Raw genomic sequence first — 23,700 nt, forward strand, 5'->3', positions numbered from 1 at the left:
TATTCCCTTTTAAAATCAACTGAAAAAAGCTTTGTCACTCATGATGACAAAAGCCTCTAATTTACTCTGTTTCTTCTTCAATTTCTACTTCTGTGATTTGGACTTTTACCTTGGTAACACGTCCATTTTTCACTTTATCATTGGTTAGGATAAGCTGTTTGTTTTGGCTGACTAATTCATAACTGAGTTTCTCAGTCGTTGGAATGGTCCCAACTCCTGTCAAATAGTAACCAGCGATGGTATCAACGTCATCACTTGCCAGTTCAACATCAAAGTAGTCATTAAAATCATTGAGATTCATAGTACCTTGAACAATATAAGTATCTTCTCCAATTTGATGAACTTCGATTTCAGCCTTATCTGTTTCGTCATCGATTTCCCCAACGATTTCCTCTAGGAGGTCTTCAAGTGTCACTAAACCAGCCATCCCACCGTATTCATCCAGCAAGATCGCCATTTGTCTTTGGGTATTGCGCAGTTCTTTTAACAAGTCATCCACAAAAATGGTTTCAGGAACAAAAAGTGGATCTTGTAAGATTTTCTTCCAAACAATATTGTCAAAACCATCCACAAAGCCCGCCTTAAGGAGACTCTTGGTGTGAATGATCCCAATCACATTGTCCTTATCCCCATCATAGACAGGGATACGAGAATAATTTTGTTTTAAAATACTTTGGATAATGGCTTGACTATCATCCTGAATATCCACCATAAAGGCATCCGTCCGAGGAACCATGACTTCTCTGGCCATTAATTCGTCCAGTGAAAAGATTCCTTGTAACATTTCAATTTCGTCAGCATCTAGTGTTTCTTCACTATTTGTCAGCATGTACTCAATTTCATCACGGGTCATTTTTTCGTCAGCATCGTCAAAGGTCATAGGAGTCAAGCGACTCAAGAGATTGGTAGATGCAGACAAGAGCCAAACAAAGGGACTAACTAGTTTCCCCAATCCAATAATAACCGGCGCTGTACGAATTGCCAAGGCATCCTTTAGATTAAGGGCGATTCTCTTAGGATATAATTCCCCAAAAACGATGGAAATATAGGTCAAAAATGCCAAGGATAGAAAAGTTGCCACGGCTTGTGCTGTTTCGCCATTCCCAAGCCAAGAGGAAATCACACGTCCTAGAGTATCGGCTAAACTCGCCCCTGATAAGATTGTAATCAGGGTGATTCCTACCTGAATGGTTGATAAAAAGTGGTTAGGATTTTCTAGTACCTTCAGCAGGCGGATGTAGCGTCTATCTCCTTCTTCTGCCTTTTGTTCAACCCGCGCACGATTAAGTGAAACCATGGCCATTTCTGTGGCTGAGAAAAAGGCATTTAACACCGTCAAGATAAACAATAAAACAAATTGTAGCAACAAATTCTGACTACTTGGGTCTTCCATAGTTCTTCTCCTAAAATAGTATCTTATCCTCTATTATATCACAAAATATAGTCCAGTACATATTATTTTTTCTCAGTATCTATTCTAGTTCTACTTAAATTGTCCAAAAAAGAGCCCCTATATCCACAAGTGACATAGGAGTTTATCTTATCTTTTACTGAGTTACAGTTACTTCTCCAGTTCGGTAATCCAGTTGAAGTCCCTTTTGAACATTTGGAACTAGAACATTGAATTCCAATTCTCCGTCTGAAGACTTGGCTTCAATCTGTGAAGCTGAAGGAACTAAATCCTCGTTTGAAGCATAATAAAGAGTTACACGGTAACGGACACGCTTGTTTTTATCCAAGGCCTTACGTACCATGCTTTCATAGTAGTTTTGACCAGTCGAATCCTCAGCTTGAGCCTGATTTGCCCAGGCTGTTTGAACAGCAATGTTTTTAGGATTGCTTGTCGAGGCATCAAAACCATCCAAGCCACCGATTAAGGCATAGCCTAACAAGTGACCTCTATCGACCGCATGGGTATAAGTACCCTTTAGATTCTTAACCTGATGCCAGCCTGGAGGAGTCCATGAAGTCGAACCATTCCCAGTTTCTTCACGATTCTTGTACTGACGAGTAGCCTTAGACAAGAGGGCATTAGCTACGGTTGGTACCGTTTCCTTACCCACTGTCTTTGTTTTATTATCAGCGTAGGGCTTACTTGAAACCTTGGCATCTAGATTTGTTTTATTACCATTGACGATAAAAGCACCTGAGCCATTCCACTCCAGGCTCCCTTTTATTTGACTCTTGACTGCGTCTGTTAAGACACTTTCTGCCAATTCTTGACCAGGCGCGTCTGGTGATTGACTTTTCTGACTCATTTTTGTCTTAGCAGCCTGATTGCCTAGTTCAGTCTGCTTGATATAGTAGCTCCCTGCAGATAAAAGCAATAACACTAGCAGTCCGATTAGTGTCTGTCTTGTTTTTTTGTTCATATTTCTCCTTATCTTTATAAAAAGGCTGGTCTCCCAGCCTAATTTCCTGTAAATTTATGAATCAATTCCTGCCATTTTGCTGGAGACAGGATAGCCCACGAATCTTGACCCTTGCCCAAGATTCCATAACCTACCATTAAGCCGATTCCTAGGGCTAGAGCACCTAAAATCAGTACCAGGATGACTAAAAGTAAACGCTTGATTACGTAGCTTGATTTCTTATTCATCTTCATCACTTGCCTCAATCCGCTGAATCTTAGCACCTAGCTGCGCCAACTTCTCATGGAAACGGTAGTAACCTCTATCCAAGTGAACCAATTTACCAACTACAGTTTCTCCTTGTGCTACCAAACCTGTCAAAATCAAGGCCGCACTGGCACGAAGGTCAGTTGAAAGAACTTCTGCCCCCTGCAAAGGTTGACCACCAACAATACGAGCTGTATCACGGATAATCTCAGAGTGCAAGCCCATGCGACGCATTTCTTCTAGATGTTGGAAACGATTTTCGAATACCGTCTCCACCATAGTTGATTCCCCTTTTGCGACAGTCATCAAAGCTGTAAATTGAGCCTGCATATCTGTTGGAAATCCTGGGTGGGGCAAGGTTTTCACATGAACAGCTTTTAGATTTTCTAGTTGAGAGCGAACTCGAATTCCTTCAGTCTCCTCCGTCACTTCCACTCCCATTTCAAGCAATTTGGCAATCAAGGGACGATTGTGCTCCCAAACAGCATCTTTAATCAAGACATCACCACCAGTCATAGCAGCAGCTACCATAAAGGTTCCTGCTTCGATACGGTCTTGGACTACATTGTGAATCGTACCATGAAGTTTCTCAACACCGGTAATGGTAATGGTCTCTGTACCAGCACCCTTAACCTTAGCTCCCATTTCATTGAGGAGAATGGCTAGGTCAACAATCTCAGGCTCACGCGCAGCATTTTCAATCACTGTCACCCCATCAGCTAAAGTCGCTGCCATCATCAAGTTCTGTGTAGCACCAACACTTGGGAAGTCCATGTAGATATGAGCTCCATGTAAGCGATCAGCCTTGGCTTCGATGTAACCAGCTGTCTGACTAATCTTAGCCCCCATAGCTTCTAGACCTTTCAAATGAAGATCAATAGGACGGCTACCAATCGTACAACCGCCTGGCATGGATACCTTGGCATGACCTACACGGGCAAGAATTGGTCCCAAGACAACGATAGATGCACGCATCTTGCTGACATACTTGTAGGGAGCTTCCTCAGTGATGTCTCCAGTCGCATCCACCTCGACAAGATGAGCTTCTTCATCAAAATCCACCTTGGCATTCAAACCACGAACCACCTGATTCATAGTGAAAACATCTGACAAAATCGGAACATTCTGCAAGACGGTCTTCCCTTCACTTGCTAGAATAGTCGCTGCCAACAAGGGCAAGACTGCATTCTTTGCTCCTTCAATCGTAACACTTCCTACCAGACGATTATCGCCACCTTGAACCACAATTTTTTCCATACTTATTTCCTTTACATTTGATTTTATAATAATCCTCTAAGCGCTTCTTGCCACAACTGATATAGGCTGATAAAGAAAGAACTCATGATATAGCCCATTACAATACTGAAAAAGGCTACTAGTAAACGAACTTTTCCTGTATTCTCAGTTGTCACTTTTAAAACCTTTTCCCATCTAACAAGATTCTTTAAAAGGTAAAAACTCACATAAATAAAGAGCATGTGACTGCTTAGAGTGAATAATAATTGAACCATTTGACTATTATACCATCTTCTCTGTTTGTGCGCTAGTTTGGAAACTTCACTCAAAAACTAGGGATTGTTTTTCAAGTAATCAATTGCATCTTGTAGGGTTTTAACTGGCACGATTTTCATATCTGTCTTGATTGTTTTGGCTGTATCTAGGGCCGTTTGGTAGTTGTTTTTCGCATCAGGATGCGCTTTTTGTTCTTCTTCGCTAACAGGGTTATCAGGGGCAAAGAAAATCGCGGCACCTTCTCTAGCCGAAGCTACAACTTTCTTATCAATACCTCCAATGTCTCCCACATTACCATCGCGGTCAATGGTTCCTGTACCGGCAACGATACGGCCATTACGAAGGCCAGGGTCAGCTATTTGGGTATAGATGGCCAGACTAAACATGAGACCTGCACTTGGACCACCGATACCAGCTGTTGAAAAGCGAATTGGGACATCACTGGTTACTTCTGTACGGTCAATCAAGCCGATTCCAATTCCATTTTTGCCATTTTCCAAGGTGATAATCTTACCTTCTGCAGACTTGGTTTGCCCATCCTCTTCATAGGTGACCTTGACGGAGTCCCCTAGTTTTTGAGAATTGACGTAATCAATCAAGTCTTTGGAACTGTCAAAGGTTTGATCATTGACTGCTGTGACCGTATCAGAGATGTTGAGAATCCCTTTAAAGGTCGAATTATCCGTCACAGTCAAGACATAAACCCCAAGGTACTTAAGTTCAATATCCTTACCAGCTGTTTTTAGCCCTTGATACTTGGCCATATTTTGCGATGTTTGCATGTAGAATTGATTGATCCGCATAAATTCAACATCGGAAGATCCACCTGTAGTCTCCTGAGCACTACGAATATCTGTAAAAGGCGTCAACCACGCATAAATCATATGGGCTAAAGTGGCATGTTGGACACCAACCGTAACGAATTGATAGGCACCAGCTTCCTTATCTTCTGTGTCATTTACTTTAAGGACTTGGCGAATATCTTCCGAACCACCTGGAACTTCTATATAGTAGGGCAAGGGCACTACAAATGCCAAGAAAGTCACAATCAAGGCCGCAATGACATATAAGGGCCATCTAATCTTTTTTTTCATTTCTTATTTCCTCCAAAATACTATCAGGAACATAGCCGGCAATATCCTGACCAAACTTCAAAAGCTCTCTAACACCGGATGAACTGAGATAGAGATGTTCAGGTCGACTATGTAAATAAATGGTCTCTATATTAGGAGACAGCTGATGATTGTAGTAATCAAAACTGGCTTCATATTGCAAATCAGACGCATTCCTCAAACCACGCACTAGACAAGTAGCCCCCAGTCTTTTCGCGACATCGACCACCAATTCATCATGAGAAGACACGACTTTAACATTTCCCAAATGTTTCAAAGCCTTTTCTAACCCCCGTTTACGATTTTCGATAGGAAGAAATCCTTGTTTGTGGGGATTAAAAAAAATACCGACATAGAGCTTATCAAAGAGTCTGCTCGCCCGTTCAATGATATCCAGATGCCCATTTGTCATCGGATCAAATGAGCCTGTGAATAAGCCAATCTTATCTGACATAGACTGTCACCTTACTAATTCCATACATTTTTTCCTTCCAGATGCCAAGACAGGCAATTTCTTCTGGAAGTTCAACGGCCTTATCCGTCTCACACACGACCATGACATCTTCAGAAAAAAGCTCCCTCTCAGCCATTTTTTCAATATCTGCTACGATTTGTTCCTTGGCATACGGAGGGTCTAAGAAAACGAGGGCAAATTCCCCAGAGATCTGTTCCAACGCCCTCTCTGCATCCATCTTGAGGAGTTGAAATTTTCCAACTTCCTTGGTCATCTGAATATTTTCAGCCACGATAGCCTGAGCCTTACGGTCTCGCTCCACCAAAACAGCGCTGGACATGCCACGCGATACTGCCTCGATAGATAAACCACCACTACCTGCATACAGGTCCAAGACTCGTCCCCCTTCAAAGTAGGGACCAATCATGTTAAAAATGGCTCCCCTAACCTTATCCGAAGTAGGTCTTGTCGTCTTTCCTTCTAGTGTCTTGAGGGGACGTCCCCCATAGATTCCTGATACGATTTTCATACCGTTTATTATACCAAATTATGGGCGAAAAGAGAAAGAAAACCGAACCTTGCGGTTCGATTCTCTACAAAATATTTTCGTAAGTATCGCGGACTTCTTGAGGCCAAACACTTGTTTGCACTTCTCCGATGTGTTTCTTGCGAAGTAGGAACATGGCCATCCGAGATTGTCCAATTCCTCCACCGATTGTCAATGGGAATAGGCCATTCAACAAAGCCTTGTGCCATTCCAATTCCAAGCGGTCTTCATCACCGGTGATTTCTACCTGACGGCGAAGGGTTTCTTCATCTACACGAATCCCCATAGAAGACAACTCAAAGGCTCCACCTAAAGACTCATTCCAAACAAGAATATCGCCATTTAGACCCTTGTAGCCATTTTCAGACTCGCTTGTCCAATCATCATAGTCTGGTGCACGCCCATCGTGCGGTTTACCGTCTGGTAATTCACCACCGATACCAATCAAGAAGACTGCTCCAAATTCTTTACAAATAGCATTTTCACGTTCTTTCGGTGTCAAGTCTGGGTAGCGTTCTACCAACTCTTCTGTGTGGATAAAAGTGATTTGTTTTGGCAAGATAGACTCGATGTCATAGCGAGCTTCAACAGCTAGTTCTGTCAAACGAATGGCCTTGTAAATCTTCTCAACTGTTTCTTTTAGATAAGCGATGTTCCGTTTACCATTTGGGATAACTTTCTCCCAGTCCCACTGGTCAACATAAACAGAGTGGGTTGCATCCAGCGAGTCTTCGTCTGGACGAAGGGCTTTCATGTGGACGAAAAGACCTTCACCCTCACCGAAACCAAAGCGAGCTAGAGTATGGCGTTTCCATTTAGCAAGTGAATGCACCACTTCATAAGTAGCATCAGGGATTTGGAGAACCTTGACCGATACGGCATTCTCAACACCTGATAAGTTGTCCTGCATCCCGTCACCGACCCTACTCAAGATAGGACCTTGAACTTCGACAACTTCTAGCTTGTCTTTCAAATACTGAGTAAAAGTGTTTTTGACAAAGGAAATTTCTTCTTGTTGGTGGATAAAACTTTTCTTCATAAACTACTCCTCAAAAAATTAATTAAAAGCATTATACACCTATTTCCAAGAAAAGAAAAGAGAAATTTTAAAAAAAAATCAGTGTCATTCAAAACACTGATTTCATAGACCTTTAGTCATTACGACCAAAGATACGTAAAATACTTAGGAAAAGATTAATAAAATCAAGATAAATACTGAGAGCCATTGACACAACCCAACCTGTCGCTACACGACCTTGTGATTGCTCATAAGCAAGGCGAATCCTTTGGTTGTCCCAAGCAATCAGCCCAGAGAAGACCAAAACCATGGCTACGCTAATCATATAATCAAAGAAACCACTAGCCAAAAAAATATTGACTACCATGGCAATCAGTAAACCGATAAGAGCCGCCATCATAGCCCGACCAAGGCCACTCAAATCTTTCTTAGTGAACATGCCAACTGCCGCCATGACAAAGAAGAGAAGGGCGCTAGACACAAAGGCGGATACAACTGTACCCGGAGTATAGAAGGCCACCACAAAACTAAGGGTAAAGCCGTTTAAAACAGAGTAAAGTAAAAATACTGGAAGAGCCGCTGGACTATTCTTTAAGGCCATGTTACTAGCAACAAAAACCAAGGCCAACTCCGCAAAGGTTGCAATGGTCAACCAGAGACGCCCCTGCATCAAAAAGTAAACCAACTGAGATTGAAAGACCGTCAACATAAGGCCTGATACCAAAGCAGATAGTCCGATCCCCAGACCAACAAAGGCATAGACTTTAGCGTAAAATTGATTGAGACCTGCGCGGTCATGAATAATAGTGTGATTCATCTTTTCTCCTTTTCTATGAACATCTTTCCTTGATTATAACAAAGAAAGTTAAAATTAGCTTAAATGGAAAATTAAAATACCTGCTGCAACGGCAACATTCAGACTCTCAGCCTGCCCCTTCATGCTAATATGGACCAATTGATCTGCACTTTCAGCCATGAGGGGACTAATTCCTTGCCCCTCATTTCCCATGACTAGTACAAAATTTTCTATAGGAGGCAGTTCTCTGTAATCAACAGAATCTTTAGATAAGGTTGTTGCCAGCACTGGGATACCTGCCTTTTTAGCTTCCTCGAGAAGCCTTTGACTAGACATTCGATAAATGGGCAGATGAAAATGACTGCCTTGCATGGAACGTAAGGTCTTGAGACTGTAGATGTCTGCCGACTTATCTGAAACAATCACTCCAGTAAAACCTGCTGCATCTGCAGTCCGAATGATGGTTCCCACATTACCAGGATCTTGCACATCTTCCAAAAACAAGAATTTACCCTGACTAAAGTCAGCTTCTCCTACTTCTTCTTTTTGAACCACCGCAACAATTCCCTGCGGAGTCTGAGAATCCGCTAAATCTAGCAAAATATCCTCTGACACCCAGACAGTTTGCGGAAACGAGGCTAACTGATCTCGGTAATTTTCTAGGGCAAAGATTTTCTCAATCGTCACTCCAGCTTGAACAGCTTCTTCAAACAAGTGCCAGCCTTCAATCAAATAAGCAGACTTGCGGTATTTTTTTTGGTGTAATTTCTTGGCATTTTTTACCACGGAATTGGCTTTTGAGGTTATAATAGTCATAGAAATATTATAACACAATCAAAGGGGTTTGGTATGCAAAAGGTTAGAATGATTGCCCAAGGTAGGGTACAGGGAGTCGGCTTTCGTTGGGGTGTTTACAGCCTAGCACTTGAAATCGGTGGCATCACAGGCCGAGTATGGAATAACGACGATGGCACAGTGGAAATCTTAGCCCAAGCAGACTCATCCTCTACCATGGCGAAATTTATCCAAGAAATCCGCAAAGGACCCACACCTTTTTCAAAAGTCAGCTACTTAGATGTCAAACTGAGCAACTTTCCTCCCTATCCTGACTTCAAAATCGCAAATTAGGTCTCTAGAACTATTGTATATTTTGTAAAAAAACAGTAGAATAGAAAGGTATAATTTTTAAAGAAGGAATAAAAACAGTGAAATCTATTAAACGTTTTGCACTCTCGGCTATGGGAGTGGCTATGTTGCTTGTCTTGACTGGCTGTGTTAGCGTCGATAAAGCCACAGGAAAGCCAATAGGATTTATTTGGAATACTATCGGAGCGCCTATGGCTGAAGCTATCAAGTACTTCGCTACTGATCAAGGTCTAGGCTTTGGTGTCGCTATCATCATCGTAACCATTATCGTGCGCTTGATTATCTTGCCACTTGGTATCTACCAATCATGGAAGGCAACGCTTCACTCTGAAAAGATGAACGCCCTCAAGCACGTCCTTGAGCCACACCAAACACGTCTCAAGGAAGCGACTACTCAAGAAGAAAAACTCGAAGCCCAACAAGCTCTCTTTGCCGCTCAAAAAGAACACGGCATCAGCATGTTTGGTGGTGTAGGATGTTTCCCTATCCTCCTTCAAATGCCTTTCTTCTCTGCAATTTACTTTGCTGCCCAACATACTGAAGGTGTTGCTCAAGCAAGTTACCTAGGAATTCCTCTAGGCTCTCCAAGTATGATTTTAGCTGCCTGCGCTGGTGTCCTTTACTATCTTCAATCACTCCTTTCACTTCACGGAGTAGAAGATGAAACGCAAAGAGATCAAATCAAGAAAATGGCTTACGTGAGCCCAGTCATGATTGCCGGCTTCTCCCTCATTTCACCAGCCAGTGTCACACTTTACTGGGTTGTCGGTGGTTTCATGATGATTCTCCAACAGTTTATCGTCAACTATATCGTTCGTCCAAAACTTCGCAAAAAAGTCCGTGAAGAACTAGCCAAGAACCCACCAAAAGCACGTGCTTTCTCTACACCAAGTGGACGAAAAGACGTTACTCCTGAACAACCAACTGCTATCACAAGCAAGAAAAAACACAAAAATCGCAACGCTGGAAAACAACGTTCGAGATAAGAAGAAAAAGGCTTAGCTAGTTTGCTAAGTCTTTTTGCAAGTCATACTCTTCGAAAATCTCTTCAAACCACGTCAGCTTCGCCTTGCCGTATATATGTTACTGACTTCGTCAGCTCTATCTACAACCTCAAAGCAGTGCTTTGAGCAACCTGCGGCTAGCTTCATAGTTTGCTCTTTGATTTTCATTGAGTATCAAAAGCCCGATGTTTCCATCAGGCTTCTTTTTTATCCATGTACACGTTTCATATAGTCTTGGTAACTTTCGGTATCCATGAGTTTTTTAGCGTTCTTGACGCGATCTGCTGTTGGTGGTTTGACTCCTTCGAGGGAATAAGGAATTCCAAGTTCACGCCACTTGAACTCACCCATGGTGTGATAAGGTAGAATTTCAAACTTATCAACATTTTTAAGGGTCTTGACGAACTTACCAAGTTCAATCAAGTCATCATCTCTGTCTGTCAATCCCGGAACTAGCACGTGGCGAATCCAGACAGGTTTTCCAATATCTGATAGATACTGGGCACAAGCCAAGATATTTTTATTGGTTTGGCTAGTGACAATCTTGTGCTGTTCTTCGTTGATTTCCTTGATATCCAAGAGAACCAAGTCAGTGACAGCCATGAGTTTGTCAAACTTTTCAAGGTAACGTGGTTTATTACGGAAAGGCAGCGCACAGGTATCCAAGGTACAGTGGATTCCTTGTTCCTTAGCCTTGGTGAAGAGGGCAATCAGGAAATCAATCTGCAAGAGGGCTTCTCCTCCACTGACTGTAATACCGCCCTTATTTCCCCAGAAACCGCGGTAGCGCAAGGCCTCTGTCAAGACATCATCTACCGTCCGTTCACGTGACTTATTGGACTCCATAGCCCAAGTGTCTGGATTGTGGCAATACTGGCAACGCATGTGACAGCCCTGCAAAAAGACAATAAAGCGAATACCAGGGCCATCTACCGCCCCAAAACTTTCTGTCGAATGCACCATTCCTGTCACTTGTCCATAATCAATTGTTTCTTCAGACATATCGTTACCTTCCTTGAAAACGTTTTATAGTTTTATTATATCACGACTTGAAGGAAAAACAAGATTTTTGCCTATTTTTTAGAAAGCAATCTGTTTTTCAATTTCATTTTCAATGAATTATCATTTTATTCTTCAAAATCAAAGCCATACAAGGTTGCAAAGTAGTCCTCAGGGCGCTCTGCACGGCGGATTTGGCGGGCTTTACCTTCTTCGGTATAAAGGATTTCCGCAGAACGAAGTTTGGCGTTGTACTGGTAGCCCATTGAAAAACCGTGGGCACCTGTATCATGAATGACCAGCAAATCACCGATTTCTGTATGAGGCAGTTCGCGATTCACTGCAAATTTATCATTGTTTTCACAGAGTGAACCAACCACATCTACCACTTCAGCTGGTCCATCTGGATGGGTCACGTTAGTAATATGATGGTAAGCTCCGTACATAGCTGGACGCATGAGGTTGACTGCTGATGCATCCACACCTAGATAGGTACGGTAGGTTTTCTTCTTATGAGTGACTCTTGTAACCAAAGCACCGTGAGGGGCTAACATAAAACGACCTAATTCGGTAAAAATCTTGACCTGACCAAGACCTGCTGGCGTAAGGACCTCTTCATAAACCTTACGAACCCCCTCACCAATCAAGGCAATATCGTTCGGCTCTTGGTCTGGACGATAGTTGACACCAATACCGCCAGAAAGATTGATAAAGTCTAGCGAAATGCCCAACTTTTCCTTGATTTCAACAGCCAATTCAAAAAGCTGACGCGCCAACTCTGGATAATAGAGATGGGTCACGGTATTGGACGCTAGGAAGGAGTGAATCCCAAAAGTCTTGGCTCCTTTTTCCTTCAAGATGGCAAAAGCTTCAAAGAGCTGGTCCTTGGTCATACCAAACTTGGCTTCTCCAGGATTGTCCATAATGTCTGTCCCAAGTTCAAAAACGCCTCCAGGATTGTAACGACAAGAGATAATTTCTGGAATGCCTGCTGCACGCTCTAGATGTTCAATATCTTCAAAGGCATCCAAGTTAATGGTCGCACCCAATTCACGTGCATAGGCGTATTCCTTGTCTGGCGTGTTGTTTGAAGAGAACATAATCTCAGAACCAGGGAAATTCAGTTTATGACTCATTAAAAGCTCTACATAACTAGAGCAGTCCACACCGCAGCCTTCCTCTTGGAGGATTTTCAAGATAGCTGGTGTTGGAGTAGCCTTAACTGCAAAATATTCCTTAAAGCCCTTATTCCACGAAAAGGCTCGGTTGACAGCTCTTGCCTTCTCACGAATCCCCTTCTCATCATACAAGTGAAAGGGAGTTGGGAACTCGGCAACAATCGCTTCTAAGTCTTCTTTATTGATAAATGGTGTTTTCATAAACTTCCTTCTATTCTATTTGCAAAGAAAGGCTGGGACAATCGTTCCAACCTTTAGTTCTATCTCTTATTTATCTTCGTCAAAGATATTGCCAACCTCAACATCGATGGCTTGGTTCTTGACATCAATATTGGTTACCTTCAAGAGTGACTTGTAGTCAAACTGCTTTTCGCGTTCTTCTTGAGCATTATCCGCAAAGACGGCTACACCTGCTAATTCTGAATCAAACTCACGCAAGAGACTGATCATCCCGTTGACCGTTCCGCCACCTTTCAAGAAGTCATCCACAATCAAGACACGGCTTCCTGCCTTGAGACTGCGTTTTGAAAGGAACATTTTCTCAATACGGTCACCACTTGAACCTGATACATAGTTGACGCTAACCGTTGAACCTTCGGTAATTTTCAAGTCACGGCGCACAATGACAAAGGGAACATTGAGGACATTGGCAACTGCATTTGCAAGTGGAACACCCTTAGTCGCTACTGTCATAACCGCATCAATTTTTTGGTCCATAAAGCTCTTGGCAATAATGCGACCAATATTTTTCAAAATAGCTGGTGTGCTAAGCAAATCAGACAGGTAGATATAACCACCTGGCAAGATACGGTCACTTTCTGACAACTTGGCACGCAAGTCTTCAACCATTTCCTTAGCATCCTGATTCGAAATAGACGGTGTAAAGATCACACCTCCGCCAGCCCCAGTTACAGTCTGGATGTGACCAATTTCGATTTCCTCAAAGGCTCGTTTGATAATCACGATATCCTCTGAGATGGATGATTTAGCAGATTCATACTTTTCAGCAAAAGTATTGAGGCTAGTTAGTTTATAAGGATTATTAATCAAATAGTTGGAAATGACAACCATCCGATCACTTCTTCTTAATTTCATTTCTATTTCCTATTCTATTTTTATTCAAAAAATCAAAAAGCAAACTAGAAAGCTGGTCGCTGGTGGTTCAAAACACTGTTTTGAGGTTGTCGATAGAACTGACAAAGTCTGTAATATACCTACATATACGACAAGGCGATGTTACCCTAGTTTGAAGAGATTTTAGAAGAGTATTCATTTTTGTCTTTTACTTATTATACCATATTCACATAAAAAAACGAACATTCTTGTCCTAAAAAATGCTCATTTTTCTTAAATTATTAATCTAAATCTGGTTTATAGAAGGAACGATTGTCCATAGCGAAGATTTTATTGGTCATCTCTCCTTTATCCACCAAAGCCAGAGCTGTTGACATCATCATCATGCTGGCATCCAGATTGTCAATCATATGGATAATCTCTGCTTCCATAATGCGTGGACGGACTGGGCTTCCATACTCAAGCAAGCCGTGGTGACTAAGGATGACGTGACGAAGCAGAACGACTTCTTCCTTGGTATCATCAATGCCAAGTTCCATCACTGTCTTGGTAATTTCACTATCAATCAGAGCAATATGCCCAAGGAGATTGCCTCTGACCGTGTACTCGGTCTGGTCTGGTCCCGTCAACTCGATAACTTTGGCCAAGTCATGCAGCATAATCCCCGCATAGAGCAGGCTCTTATTGAGCTGAGGATAGACTTCGCTAATAGCATCTGCCAAACGCACCATGGTCGCCGTATGATAGGCCAAGCCCGTTTCAAAGGCATGATGGTTTGTCTTGGCAGCGGGATAGGAGTAAAATTCCTTATCATACTTGGTGTAGAGCTTTCGGACAATCCGTTGCCAAACAGGATTTTCAATTTTAAAAATCATTTGCGACATATAGTCGCGGATTTCCTTGACATCAACTGGTGACTTGACCTTGAAATCAGCTGGGTCATTTGGTTCGCCAGGTTGAGGCAAGCGTAGGGTGATTTGATTGACCTGTGGAGTGTTGTTATAAACTTCTCGGCGCCCTTTCATGTGGACAACCTTACCTGCGGTAAAGGCCTCAACGTTATGAGGTTGGGCATCCCAGAGTTTTCCTTCAATCTCGCCACTATCATCTTGGAAGGTAAAGGCTAGGTAGTTTTTCCCAGCTCGAGTTTGCCTCAGGTCAGCTGACTTGATTAGGTAAAAGCCTTCAAATAGCTCATCTTTTTTCATGTGACTAATCTTCATATTCTTCCTCATTTTCTTGGAAATGGAGTAGATCAAGCGCAGGCTCACCTTCTGATAACTCAATGTGACGGAGCGTCCGCTCGATAGCTGTGGTACGACGGTTTAATAATTCATCAATATTGCCAGAGGCATGTTGGAGGTGTTTTTGTGCCTTAACCAGAATGCCACCAAACTTGCCAAACTCGGTCTTGACATTAGCAAGGGTCTTGCTGATATGGTCGGCACTCTTCTGGATATTGAGAGTCTTGAAGCCAACTGATAGGGAATTGAGGAGGGCTGATAGGGTACTTGGACCTGCGACAATAATCTGCTCCTCCCGTCTCAAATCATCAAAGAAGACCGGATTGCGGACAATTTCCGAGTAGAGACCTTCTGTCGGAACAAATAAAACTCCAAAATTGGTCGTCCGAGGTGGTGCTATGTACTTGTTCTTGATATCCTTGGCAAAGCGCTTGACGCTTGCTAGGAGTGACTTACGACAACGTTCGATTTCGTCCTTATCACCCACTTCATAGGCTTCTTCTAAGCGGTAATAATCCGCCAGTGGAAACTTGGAGTCAATCGGCAAATAGACATATTCCTGGTCACCCTGTCCAGGCAACTTGATGGCATACTCCACTCTTTCGCTAGAGTTTTCAACCGTTGCAAATTCTCGTTCGTACTGGGCTGGTGTCATGATGTCTTCAATGATTTGCCCCAGTTGCAATTCGCCCAGAATTCCTCGCGTCTTGGTTCCAGAGAGAACCTTGTTGAGAGCACCGACATCACGCGCAACTGTCTGCATTTCTCCCAGACCACGATTGACCGACTCCAGTTGTTTGGAAACTGTCTCAAAGGAAGCCTGTAAACGTGTCTGCAAGGTCTTTTCTAGTTTTTCCTCGACCGTCTGACGCATTTGTTCCAAGCGTTGCTCATTTGATTCCTGCAGGGCTTGGAGGCGTTGGTCAGTCTTATCTCTAGTTTGGAGGAGATTATCTGTCATTTCTTGACGGACCTGAGTCAGACCTTGGTGCAATTCGATTCTCACTTCTTGCAGGCGATCGCTGACAGCCACTTCTAAATCTTTTTGATCCAGCTGGCTGGCTTGTCTGGCTTGTTCAAAGCGATAATCTAACTGGTCTGACAGATGATCTGCCTGATCCTCCAAGCTCTTGCTTAAACGTTTTTCCTGCTTATCCTGCCTTTGCCAAATGAGAAAAAGTCCAGCTAGGTTGGCAATTAATAATAGAACAAGTAAACTTTCCATCCTACCTCCTATCCTTGCTATGCAAGACAACCACATAGCCATCTGGGCAAGTCACCGACACTTCCCTATCTATATATTCGTTAGAAGCGTACACTTTTTTAAAGAAAAAATTTTCCTCTGTCAACTCATACTTGGCACCAAGAATGGTCAGCTGGCTATCCCGAACTGGCATAAAAGCTAGATAATCGTAATCCGAACGTGGTTCAAGCTGACTGGTCCCTTCTGGACAATAGGCAATCAAATTTTGCCCATCCTCAATTGCTATCTGGCGCATAAAGGGTGCCAACTTGGGATTGCTAGGCAGAAAGACATTGGCCAACATATGGTCAATACGGCCACCAAGAGCACCGAAAACAGTGACCTGAGCCTGAGGATTTTGCTCAAAGATGGTTAAGAGAGCCAATTCCAAATCTGTATCATCTTTTTCCGGTTGGGCTTGGACAAAATGCTGAGCTCGTTTTTGAATCACCTGTCGCTCTTCTGCGGTTACAGAATCAAAATCTCCAACTGCTAGGGCGAGAGGAAGCCCTTCTTCCAAGACCCAGAGCGAGCCTCGATCCACACCGACAAAGCAATCAAAATCCGTCCGGTAGTGACCTCGGTCTCCGCCTGCAAAAACGGCAATCCTAGTCCAGTTGTTTTCTGAGAGTTTGTACTCGCTCATTGACATCTCCCTTAAAGACATAGGAACCTGCTACAAAAACAGTCGCACCAGCTTCTTTGGCTTGAGCAATAGTTTGGTCATCAATCCCGCCATCCACTTCGATTTCAAAATTCAAGCCTTTTTCATCACGAAGAGCAACCAACTCACGGACCTTATCCATGGTCTCTGGTAGAAAGGCTTGTCCACCAAAGCCTGGGTTAACCGTCATGACTAAGACTTGGTCAACTAGGTGAAGAACGTGCTTAATGGCTTCAACAGGCGTACCAGGATTGATAACAACCGAAGGTTTGACACCGAGCGAACGAATCTTTTGGAGAGCTCCGTGGATATGGGGCGTTGCTTCCACATGGATGCTAATGATATCTGCCCCTGCACGCGCAAAATCTTCTAAATGATGCTCAGGGTTTGACACCATCAAGTGGCAATCAAAGACCATCTTGCTATGAGGGCGAAGAGCTTCGACCACACCTGCACCAAAACTAATTTGTGGTACAAAGTGACCATCCATGATATCGATATGGGCATATTCTGCACCAGTTGCTTCTAGGCGTTTGATTTCACGTTCAAAGTTGGCATAATCTGCTGCCAGAATTGACGGAGCAATCTTGTATTGAGACATAGGTTTCTCCTTATTTTGGAATTTTTTTGCTGACTTTTTTATAGGTTTCTCTGCGATTTTCAATTTCACTGAGGAATTGTAGGTAGTTGTCAAAACGGAAGGACGCAATGACACCCTCTTCAACAGCTGGCTTAACCGCACAAGAAGGCTCATGAGTATGGGTACAGCTACGGAACTTACAGTCTCGACTGACACTAGCAAGCTCTGGAAAGGCCTGATTAAGGTCTTCAGCCGTTGACACTTCATAATCCAGTGATGAAAAACCTGGTGTGTCCGCAATCTTACCCCCATTGAGGTTGTAAAAACTAACAGCTCGAGTGGTATGACGACCGCGACCTAGACTATCTGAGATTTCTCCTGTTTCAAGATTGAGGTCTGGTGCGATTTTATTGAGAAGGGTTGATTTCCCAACACCTGTCTGGCCCATAAAGACTGTAACCTTGCCTGTTAACAAAGGCAGGAGTCCTTCTTTACTGGTCACAAAGTCATAGCCGATGTCACCATAAGCCTGTTCATAAAAATCCAATTCTGATCTATCTTCCAGTAGGTCCATCTTGGAAATATAGACGATGGGATGGATGCCCTTGTGTTCCAAAAGAACTAAGAAACGATCCAACAAATTGCTGTTAAAATCAGGTTCCTTGACGGACATGATTACTACAGCTTGGTCAATATTGACAATGGGCGGACGGACCAGACTGTTTTTCCGTTCGTGAATCTTGAGAATATAGCCTTCTGAATTTTCCTCCGCAGAGAAATCTACCCAGTCCCCAACGTAGGGAGTATGGCCTTTTTTACGGAAATTCCCACGCGCGCGTGTTTGATAGACCTGGCCATCACTCTCTACATAGTAGAAGCCTGCCAAGGCTTTAATGATTTGTCCCTGCATCTTAGAGTCCTTGCCCTTTAAGTGCATCTGCTAGGCTGGCAAACTCTTCCAAGCTGAGAGCTTCCCCACGCACACTTGGTGACAAGCCTGCTTGGTCCAAAGCCTTGGTCAGCTTGTCCTTGACTTCCTCAGTCTTGCCAAAGTAACCTGTCAGGTTATTCCACAAGGTCTTGCGGCGATGGGTAAAACTAGCCTTGGAAACCTTAAAGAAGAAGTTCTCATCTTCCACTGCTACAGCTGGCTCTGGACGACGCACCATTTTCAAAATGGCCGAATCCACATTTGGCGCTGGCACAAATACCGTACGAGGCACGATGAAGGCAACCTTGGCAGTCATGTAATACTGCACAGCGATTGACAAACTGCCATAAGCCTTGGTGTTAGGCTGGGCTGAAATGCGGTCCGCCACTTCTTTCTGCATCATAACGACAAACTCACTAAAAGGAATGCCACTTTCAATCAAGTGCATGAGAATAGGCGTTGTGATGTAGTAAGGCAAATTAGCCACTACCTTGATTGGCAGGTCAGGATTTTTAAAATTCTGGATATGCTGCGCCAAATCGACCTTGAGAATGTCCTCGTTAACCACTGTCACATTGTCAAAATCACGTAGGGTATCTGCCAAAATCGGTACCAAACGGTGGTCGATCTCAAAGGCCATAACTTCTGCTGCACACTCAGCCAAAAACTCCGTCAAGGCACCAATCCCTGGCCCGATTTCGATGACATTAACCTTGTCATCAATCTCAGCCGTATCCACGATTTTTTGAAGAATATTGGTATCCGTCAAGAAATTTTGCCCGAAGGACTTTTTAAAGGTAAAACCGTGACGCTCCAGCACTGCCTTGGTCACGCTGTAATCTGCAATTCTCATCTATTCTCTTTTCTATTATCTGTTACTACTATTGTAACACATTCCCCTTGTATTTTGGGGGTGAAAATCATACCAAAAAACTATCTTTCCTCATGAAGAAAGATAGTCTTGAAAATCTTTAAAGGGGGACTTAGCGCTTCTCTCGAAACATCCGTTCGAAAAAATCAGCTTCTTTATAACTTCGATTTTCAGGTAGGGTCAAATCTACATCCTCCTCCACGTCGTCCACTGTCAGTTCAACCGTTTGAGGTAAATTTTTCAAACGATAATGCTTTTGCCTTTGACCTTCAATGCTAGCAAAATCAAGCAAATAGCCATTCACTCGGATTTGAACCAAAAGGAGATGATTGGTCATATTTTCCATGATGAGAATATCTTCTAAACCACCTCTGGCACTAGGATAATCAGATACCCTGCGAATACGGATTTTTTCACACATGAGCAAGCTCCCTCATATCAATGATTTCATCGGCCTTATTCCAGACTAGGGGATTATGGGTCGCAATGATGATCATTCGATTTTCATCTTTCAAGCCCACCAAGAGATTCATAACCTCCTCTGAATTTTCAGGATCAAGAGCTGCTGTTGGTTCATCTGCCAAAATCAAGGGTGGATTTTTCAAAATAGTCTTCGCAAGGGCAACTCGTTGAGCTTCTCCCCCAGATAAAGTATAAATTTTTTGTTCCAAATCCAAATATCCTAGATTAACTTTTTCTAAAGCCTCCACTTGCCTTTCCAAACGTTCTACTTTTGAAATTTTTTGACCGACAAAGCCCAAATCCAAGTTCTCTTTGATTGATTGGTTTTCTAAGAGGCCAAAATTTTGAAAGAGATAGCCCATCTGGTCTCGAAAATACTCACGAGTGGGTATGGTTTTTAAATCTTTCCCCTGATAAAGAACCCTTCCTCCATCTATCTTTTCTAGCTTTCCTAAGATATTAAGCAAAGTCGTCTTTCCGCTCCCACTCTTCCCGATTAAGGCATAGACCTTGCCCTTCTCCAACTTGAGATTTAAACCAGAGAAAATCGCGCGGTCATTAAACTTCTTTTCCAATCCTTGAATATCAATCATCTTATTTTCCTTTCAATACTGCCATGCTACCAGCTTCTTCCTTTTTATCCTGCCTTACTAAAATCAACAGAGCGTTAAGCGTAAACAAAGCTACAACTAGAGCGCTAATCAAGCTATCTCCTGTCAAAACACTAGATAGGATTAGCCCAAGTAAGAGAACTCCTCCTTGCGCCAGTAAGTACTTGCCATGAAGCTCATAGATTGTCATACCAGAAAGACGTTTAATCATGATCTCCCGTCTAAACTGCTCAAAATAGAGAAGATTCATGGAATCAAATAACAAGATAGCCGTAGACAGGGTCAAAATAGTCCCAATAAGGAGAGAGTAGAACTCCATCCGTTTGTCATTTAGTACCTTGGCAAAAAACAGCTGGCTCTTTACCAAATAAGAGACCTTGTGATACAGACCTTGCTCTTTTAGAGCTGTGATGCTGTCTTGATATTGATCTAATTTCAAGGCACTATTAGCCGTAGTTCCCCATAACATCCCTGCAACAGGTCTTGTTCCAGTCGCTTGCGGCGTTAAAACTACAATAATCGGATCTTTTAGGTACTGGCGTGTCGTCTTGTACCCATCGTTATAGAGGAAGCGTTCCTGTCCTGTTTCTGTAAAAGCTAGCCTTACATGTGGGAGGTAGTGTTTCTGACTCGTCACTTCTACACTTTCAGATGAAAAGTTTTGCAGGTAATCTGTAAATAATTCTTGATAGTAGGCAGACTGCTCTCGCAAGCTCTCAGGCAAGATCAGCCCAAACTCTCCCTCAGACAAGTTTTGCATCTTGTCCATAAACTCTGAAGAAACGGTAATCTTTTCTTCTATCAGATAGCGCGGTGAGACATAGATAACATTCCCTGACGGTGTGTAGTCACTGAGACGATTGCCATCTAGGTCCACCTCTGCTCCATCTGAGAAATTGTCAACATTGCTCATGATATAAAAAGAGTCTGTATTGGCTAACCGTTCTTCAGTAAATGTCTGCCACTCACGATTATCCTTACGCATTCCTTCTTCATCGGCAAATGCACTAGACCAACCAAAGGATAGACGGTAACGGTCTGAGGACTGGATCCATTTATCGCTAGCCTTCTCCATCTCATGCATTTCACGGTAGTGGGGTAGGAGAGCAGTCGCACTCGAGCCGACCACCAGCACGGCCAAGAGTTGCCCCACCATCATCAATGTCATCATACGTTTGAGAGGGAGTTTCCCTTTCAAGAGATCCACCAGACTATTTTCCTGTAAACCAAGTAGATACACGACACTTAGTAAGGTAGAAATCCCTGCCAAGGTCAATCCATAAAGTAGAAGAGCAATGATGACAAGTTGCACCGTTGCCATAAACAAGGCACCTTGATACCAGAGAATCCCCAATCCCAAAAGACTGGATACCAGTACCGAGAAAATAAGTTGTCTCACATCTTCTAACACCGGTCTGAGAGCAACCCCAAACAAGCTCTCACCAGCTATTAAGCGAATCCCTGCTTGACGAAGGGACTTGATCCGATAAATCAGAGTCAAACTCATAAAGGTCAGCAGAAAAATAGCTAAACTCAGTAGCACCATAGGGGTGGCCGCCAATAATAAGACTATCGAAAATGGATCTTCTCCATTCGAAACAAAGCCTTGATAGCCAAGTTCTTGCAGGGTGTTCTGTAAGCTCACTCCATCCAAACTTCCTGACACAATCAAGTAAGACCCTAATAAATCACTCGTTTCTGCACTCTCCTTGGAGGAAATGGTCAGACCTTCTGGAAGCTCTCCCTGGCCATAAGTGGCATAGGTAAAGTGTGTTTCTCCAGCTTCATTTGGCTCAACAATCCGACGGGCGATGAGACTATTATGCTCTACCGCCAAGTGACTCAAAGCCTCTGTCACCTTTTCGCGACTAGCTACTGATTGATTTATCACCACTCCTGTCACATCAACAGAAGGATAGTTACCAAATAAAATCTCTTCTTGATGGTCAACGGAAGTTATCACCATATAAAGCGATACCAATACCATTGAAATCAAAATAAATAAACGTTTCATCATTTCCTCCAAAAAGTTACTTGGTCACTTAGTGAGAAGATGACCAAGTAAAGCTAAACAATAGGGCTATACCATTCTAAACATTATAGTAGAATGCAACTTTCTCTCCCCAAGAAGTACGAATCCATGCACGAGAAGTCCCTCCAGCACTAGCATATCCCTTATCAGATGAACCAGTTTTTCTACTAACAACTGTTGAGCTATGATATTCTGAAGAGTGATAGTAGTTTGAGTAAGCACCTCCGTCACCTGAACCATACGTCCAGACACCACCATCTGGATACTTAACCGCGGCCGATACTACTGCTACACTTCCACCTAATGTTGCTGCAATGCTCGCTACAAGGGCTAATTTTTTAACTGTTTGTTTCATATTGATACTCCTCTATTTTTGATTACAAGATTGTTGAGTTATTTGCTCCTCTTTCCATTATCAACGTTGATACTATTATATTACCAAATGATATTCTAAAATTATTTGTTTTTCTCTAAATTGTCAAAATAACACCCTGAAATGAACTTTTATAGTCATTATACTCCATCTTTATCACACTACCAAGGACATCAACGTCCTTAAAATAGAACCATTTCGTGTCATTTTTAGCTTATATATAAAAAAACAATCCCAAAGACGAACTTTAGAACTGTTTTGATACAAGAACAAGGACATTTTTGTCATTGTTTCACGATATTCATAAATATTTTTTTACATCCTCTTGCCATTCCTCTGTCAATTTCTTTACTAGAAATTCATCTCCAATTAGCTGCGCAAATGTTTTAGAAGACTGATAAAATGATTCAGCTAAACTAAAATCTCTTTTTTCTCTTAATGCTTGCTTCCACAAAAACATAAATACAAGAGGTTTCTTTTGATAATCTTGAGTTTTATCCATAATTTCTTGTAAACACGATAGATAATCATTAAAGCAATCAGTTACTCCTACCTTTTCAAGACAACACATTCCTGAAATAAGAGTATCTCTAATTATAAAGAAGTTTTCTAATTGAGTTACCTTCTTCTGTTCTAAAAGAAAGAACATTAGCTTTTCGATTTGATTCACAAATTTGGCAAGATCTTTTCTAATAAGCATTTGATAAAAAAACAAACGAATCAACAACATATCATTTATTGAATAAGCTTCTTTTTCTATAATCTGAGGCATATGTTCCTCAAGTATTAACTCTGCGTATTCAGGCCTTCTAGTTCTAGAAGTATCTAAACTCGCCTGCAATACTTCACATGCTAATTGTTCCTCTTTAGGAAGATTATCAAAGTATGTTTTATAAATCTCTTCCAAACACGCTTCTTTCTTATCGTATTCCTCTTCTTTACCATAGATTGGTTCACGTAAAATCTGGTATTTCAATTCTAAATAAGCAGAAGGAAGAGCTGAAAAATCCGGCATAAGGCTATAAGCTGGAACTCCTAACCGGCGAGCAATATAGTCTAACTTGGGCAAACTCGGTTGCGAAGCTCCACTTTCAATTCGCGACAGTTGACGAACTGTCAGTTCTTGCTCATCTCCACAAAAATCTGGACGACTAATTCCTTTTTCTATCCGAATCTCTTTAATTTTTTGACCAATTAACATCAGACGTCTCCTCTTCTACCTGCTTCGAAA

27 protein-coding genes are annotated in these 23,700 nt (G+C 42.4%); 2 read left to right on the forward strand and 25 right to left on the reverse strand.

The window, feature by feature from the left end:
• Positions 1 to 61: 61 nt before the first annotated feature.
• From N8M20_RS05395 to N8M20_RS05445, 11 genes are all read right to left on the reverse strand, one after another.
• Positions 62 to 1,393: a hemolysin family protein gene (locus N8M20_RS05395; RefSeq protein WP_261079350.1), complete on the reverse strand. Its 1,332-nt coding sequence runs from the start codon at positions 1,391 to 1,393 to the stop codon at positions 62 to 64.
• Positions 1,394 to 1,547: 154 nt separating this feature from the next.
• Positions 1,548 to 2,372, reverse strand: coding sequence for a DNA/RNA non-specific endonuclease (locus tag N8M20_RS05400; protein ID WP_261079351.1), 825 nt, complete (start codon positions 2,370 to 2,372; stop codon positions 1,548 to 1,550).
• 38 nt (positions 2,373 to 2,410) lie between these two features.
• Positions 2,411 to 2,599 carry a DNA-directed RNA polymerase subunit beta gene (locus N8M20_RS05405; RefSeq protein ID WP_261079352.1) on the reverse strand — a complete coding sequence of 63 codons (189 nt, stop codon included), beginning with the start codon at positions 2,597 to 2,599 and terminating at the stop codon, positions 2,411 to 2,413.
• A complete protein-coding gene (murA, locus tag N8M20_RS05410) occupies positions 2,592 to 3,875 on the reverse strand; it encodes a UDP-N-acetylglucosamine 1-carboxyvinyltransferase (protein WP_261079353.1) in 1,284 nt (427 codons plus the stop codon). Before murA ends, N8M20_RS05405 begins: the two co-directional genes overlap by 8 nt.
• Positions 3,876 to 3,898: 23 nt before the next feature.
• Positions 3,899 to 4,129 carry a DUF1146 family protein gene (locus N8M20_RS05415; protein ID WP_004260552.1) on the reverse strand — a complete coding sequence of 77 codons (231 nt, stop codon included), beginning with the start codon at positions 4,127 to 4,129 and terminating at the stop codon, positions 3,899 to 3,901.
• Positions 4,130 to 4,186: 57 nt separating this feature from the next.
• The gene (locus N8M20_RS05420) at positions 4,187 to 5,224 is read right to left on the reverse strand and encodes a SepM family pheromone-processing serine protease (RefSeq protein ID WP_261079354.1); all 1,038 of its coding nucleotides are present in this window, start codon (positions 5,222 to 5,224) and stop codon (positions 4,187 to 4,189) included.
• A complete protein-coding gene (gene coaD, locus N8M20_RS05425; protein WP_031227778.1) occupies positions 5,208 to 5,696 on the reverse strand; it encodes a pantetheine-phosphate adenylyltransferase in 489 nt (162 codons plus the stop codon). The genes N8M20_RS05420 and coaD overlap by 17 nt, the downstream gene beginning before the upstream one ends.
• Positions 5,686 to 6,225 (reverse strand): 16S rRNA (guanine(966)-N(2))-methyltransferase RsmD, encoded by a 540-nt coding sequence (gene rsmD / locus N8M20_RS05430; RefSeq protein WP_261079355.1) that lies wholly within the window; start codon positions 6,223 to 6,225, stop codon positions 5,686 to 5,688. Before rsmD ends, coaD begins: the two co-directional genes overlap by 11 nt.
• Positions 6,226 to 6,289: 64 nt before the next feature.
• Positions 6,290 to 7,282, reverse strand: a complete 993-nt coding sequence (gene asnA / locus N8M20_RS05435) for an aspartate--ammonia ligase (protein WP_000748005.1) — start codon at positions 7,280 to 7,282, stop codon at positions 6,290 to 6,292.
• Positions 7,283 to 7,394: 112 nt separating this feature from the next.
• Entirely contained in the window at positions 7,395 to 8,078 is a 684-nt protein-coding gene (locus N8M20_RS05440) for a Bax inhibitor-1/YccA family protein (RefSeq protein WP_261079356.1), read from the reverse strand.
• Positions 8,079 to 8,132: 54 nt separating this feature from the next.
• Complete coding sequence (locus N8M20_RS05445; protein ID WP_261079357.1) at positions 8,133 to 8,873, reverse strand: TrmH family RNA methyltransferase; 741 nt, start codon at positions 8,871 to 8,873, stop codon at positions 8,133 to 8,135.
• 33 nt (positions 8,874 to 8,906) lie between these two features.
• Between N8M20_RS05445 and N8M20_RS05450 the strand changes: the two genes are divergently transcribed.
• Both N8M20_RS05450 and yidC read left to right on the forward strand, forming a co-directional pair.
• Positions 8,907 to 9,185, forward strand: a complete 279-nt coding sequence (locus tag N8M20_RS05450; protein WP_261026277.1) for an acylphosphatase — start codon at positions 8,907 to 8,909, stop codon at positions 9,183 to 9,185.
• 77 nt (positions 9,186 to 9,262) lie between these two features.
• Positions 9,263 to 10,189, forward strand: a complete 927-nt coding sequence (gene yidC, locus N8M20_RS05455; RefSeq protein WP_261079358.1) for a membrane protein insertase YidC — start codon at positions 9,263 to 9,265, stop codon at positions 10,187 to 10,189.
• Positions 10,190 to 10,414: 225 nt separating this feature from the next.
• On the opposite strand, the gene pflA is transcribed toward yidC, so the two are convergent.
• The 14 genes from pflA to N8M20_RS05525 form a co-directional block, all read right to left on the reverse strand.
• Positions 10,415 to 11,209 (reverse strand): pyruvate formate-lyase-activating protein, encoded by a 795-nt coding sequence (pflA, locus tag N8M20_RS05460; protein ID WP_004255837.1) that lies wholly within the window; start codon positions 11,207 to 11,209, stop codon positions 10,415 to 10,417.
• 125 nt (positions 11,210 to 11,334) lie between these two features.
• The gene (locus tag N8M20_RS05465; RefSeq protein ID WP_261079359.1) at positions 11,335 to 12,585 is read right to left on the reverse strand and encodes a diaminopimelate decarboxylase; all 1,251 of its coding nucleotides are present in this window, start codon (positions 12,583 to 12,585) and stop codon (positions 11,335 to 11,337) included.
• 66 nt (positions 12,586 to 12,651) lie between these two features.
• Positions 12,652 to 13,479 (reverse strand): pur operon repressor, encoded by an 828-nt coding sequence (gene purR, locus N8M20_RS05470; RefSeq protein WP_004242125.1) that lies wholly within the window; start codon positions 13,477 to 13,479, stop codon positions 12,652 to 12,654.
• Between the two features lie 260 nt (positions 13,480 to 13,739).
• Positions 13,740 to 14,681, reverse strand: a complete 942-nt coding sequence (locus N8M20_RS05475) for a 3'-5' exoribonuclease YhaM family protein (protein ID WP_000703198.1) — start codon at positions 14,679 to 14,681, stop codon at positions 13,740 to 13,742.
• Complete coding sequence (locus N8M20_RS05480; protein WP_261079360.1) at positions 14,671 to 15,927, reverse strand: DNA recombination protein RmuC; 1,257 nt, start codon at positions 15,925 to 15,927, stop codon at positions 14,671 to 14,673. Before N8M20_RS05480 ends, N8M20_RS05475 begins: the two co-directional genes overlap by 11 nt.
• Position 15,928: 1 nt before the next feature.
• The gene (locus N8M20_RS05485) at positions 15,929 to 16,591 is read right to left on the reverse strand and encodes a thiamine diphosphokinase (RefSeq protein ID WP_261079361.1); all 663 of its coding nucleotides are present in this window, start codon (positions 16,589 to 16,591) and stop codon (positions 15,929 to 15,931) included.
• Positions 16,554 to 17,210 (reverse strand): ribulose-phosphate 3-epimerase, encoded by a 657-nt coding sequence (gene rpe, locus N8M20_RS05490; protein WP_115904638.1) that lies wholly within the window; start codon positions 17,208 to 17,210, stop codon positions 16,554 to 16,556. The genes N8M20_RS05485 and rpe overlap by 38 nt, the downstream gene beginning before the upstream one ends.
• 10 nt (positions 17,211 to 17,220) lie before the next feature.
• Positions 17,221 to 18,099, reverse strand: coding sequence for a ribosome small subunit-dependent GTPase A (gene rsgA, locus N8M20_RS05495; protein ID WP_261079368.1), 879 nt, complete (start codon positions 18,097 to 18,099; stop codon positions 17,221 to 17,223).
• 1 nt (position 18,100) lies between these two features.
• Positions 18,101 to 18,973 carry a 16S rRNA (adenine(1518)-N(6)/adenine(1519)-N(6))-dimethyltransferase RsmA gene (rsmA, locus tag N8M20_RS05500; RefSeq protein WP_261079362.1) on the reverse strand — a complete coding sequence of 291 codons (873 nt, stop codon included), beginning with the start codon at positions 18,971 to 18,973 and terminating at the stop codon, positions 18,101 to 18,103.
• A 130-nt stretch (positions 18,974 to 19,103) separates the two neighbouring features.
• Positions 19,104 to 19,412 (reverse strand): hypothetical protein, encoded by a 309-nt coding sequence (locus N8M20_RS05505; RefSeq protein ID WP_000333260.1) that lies wholly within the window; start codon positions 19,410 to 19,412, stop codon positions 19,104 to 19,106.
• Positions 19,405 to 20,046, reverse strand: a complete 642-nt coding sequence (locus tag N8M20_RS05510; protein WP_000565529.1) for an ABC transporter ATP-binding protein — start codon at positions 20,044 to 20,046, stop codon at positions 19,405 to 19,407. The genes N8M20_RS05505 and N8M20_RS05510 overlap by 8 nt, the downstream gene beginning before the upstream one ends.
• Position 20,047: 1 nt before the next feature.
• Entirely contained in the window at positions 20,048 to 22,078 is a 2,031-nt protein-coding gene (locus tag N8M20_RS05515; protein WP_261079363.1) for a bacteriocin-associated integral membrane family protein, read from the reverse strand.
• A gap of 76 nt (positions 22,079 to 22,154) precedes the next feature.
• Positions 22,155 to 22,451, reverse strand: a complete 297-nt coding sequence (locus N8M20_RS05520) for a lactococcin 972 family bacteriocin (RefSeq protein WP_261079364.1) — start codon at positions 22,449 to 22,451, stop codon at positions 22,155 to 22,157.
• Positions 22,452 to 22,770: 319 nt separating this feature from the next.
• Positions 22,771 to 23,670, reverse strand: a complete 900-nt coding sequence (locus N8M20_RS05525) for an XRE family transcriptional regulator (RefSeq protein ID WP_261079365.1) — start codon at positions 23,668 to 23,670, stop codon at positions 22,771 to 22,773.
• Between the last annotated feature and the right edge of the window lie 30 nt (positions 23,671 to 23,700).

The sequence above is a fragment of the Streptococcus mitis genome (genome assembly GCF_946190275.1).
Classification (GTDB): Bacteria; Bacillota; Bacilli; order Lactobacillales; family Streptococcaceae; genus Streptococcus; species Streptococcus mitis_DC.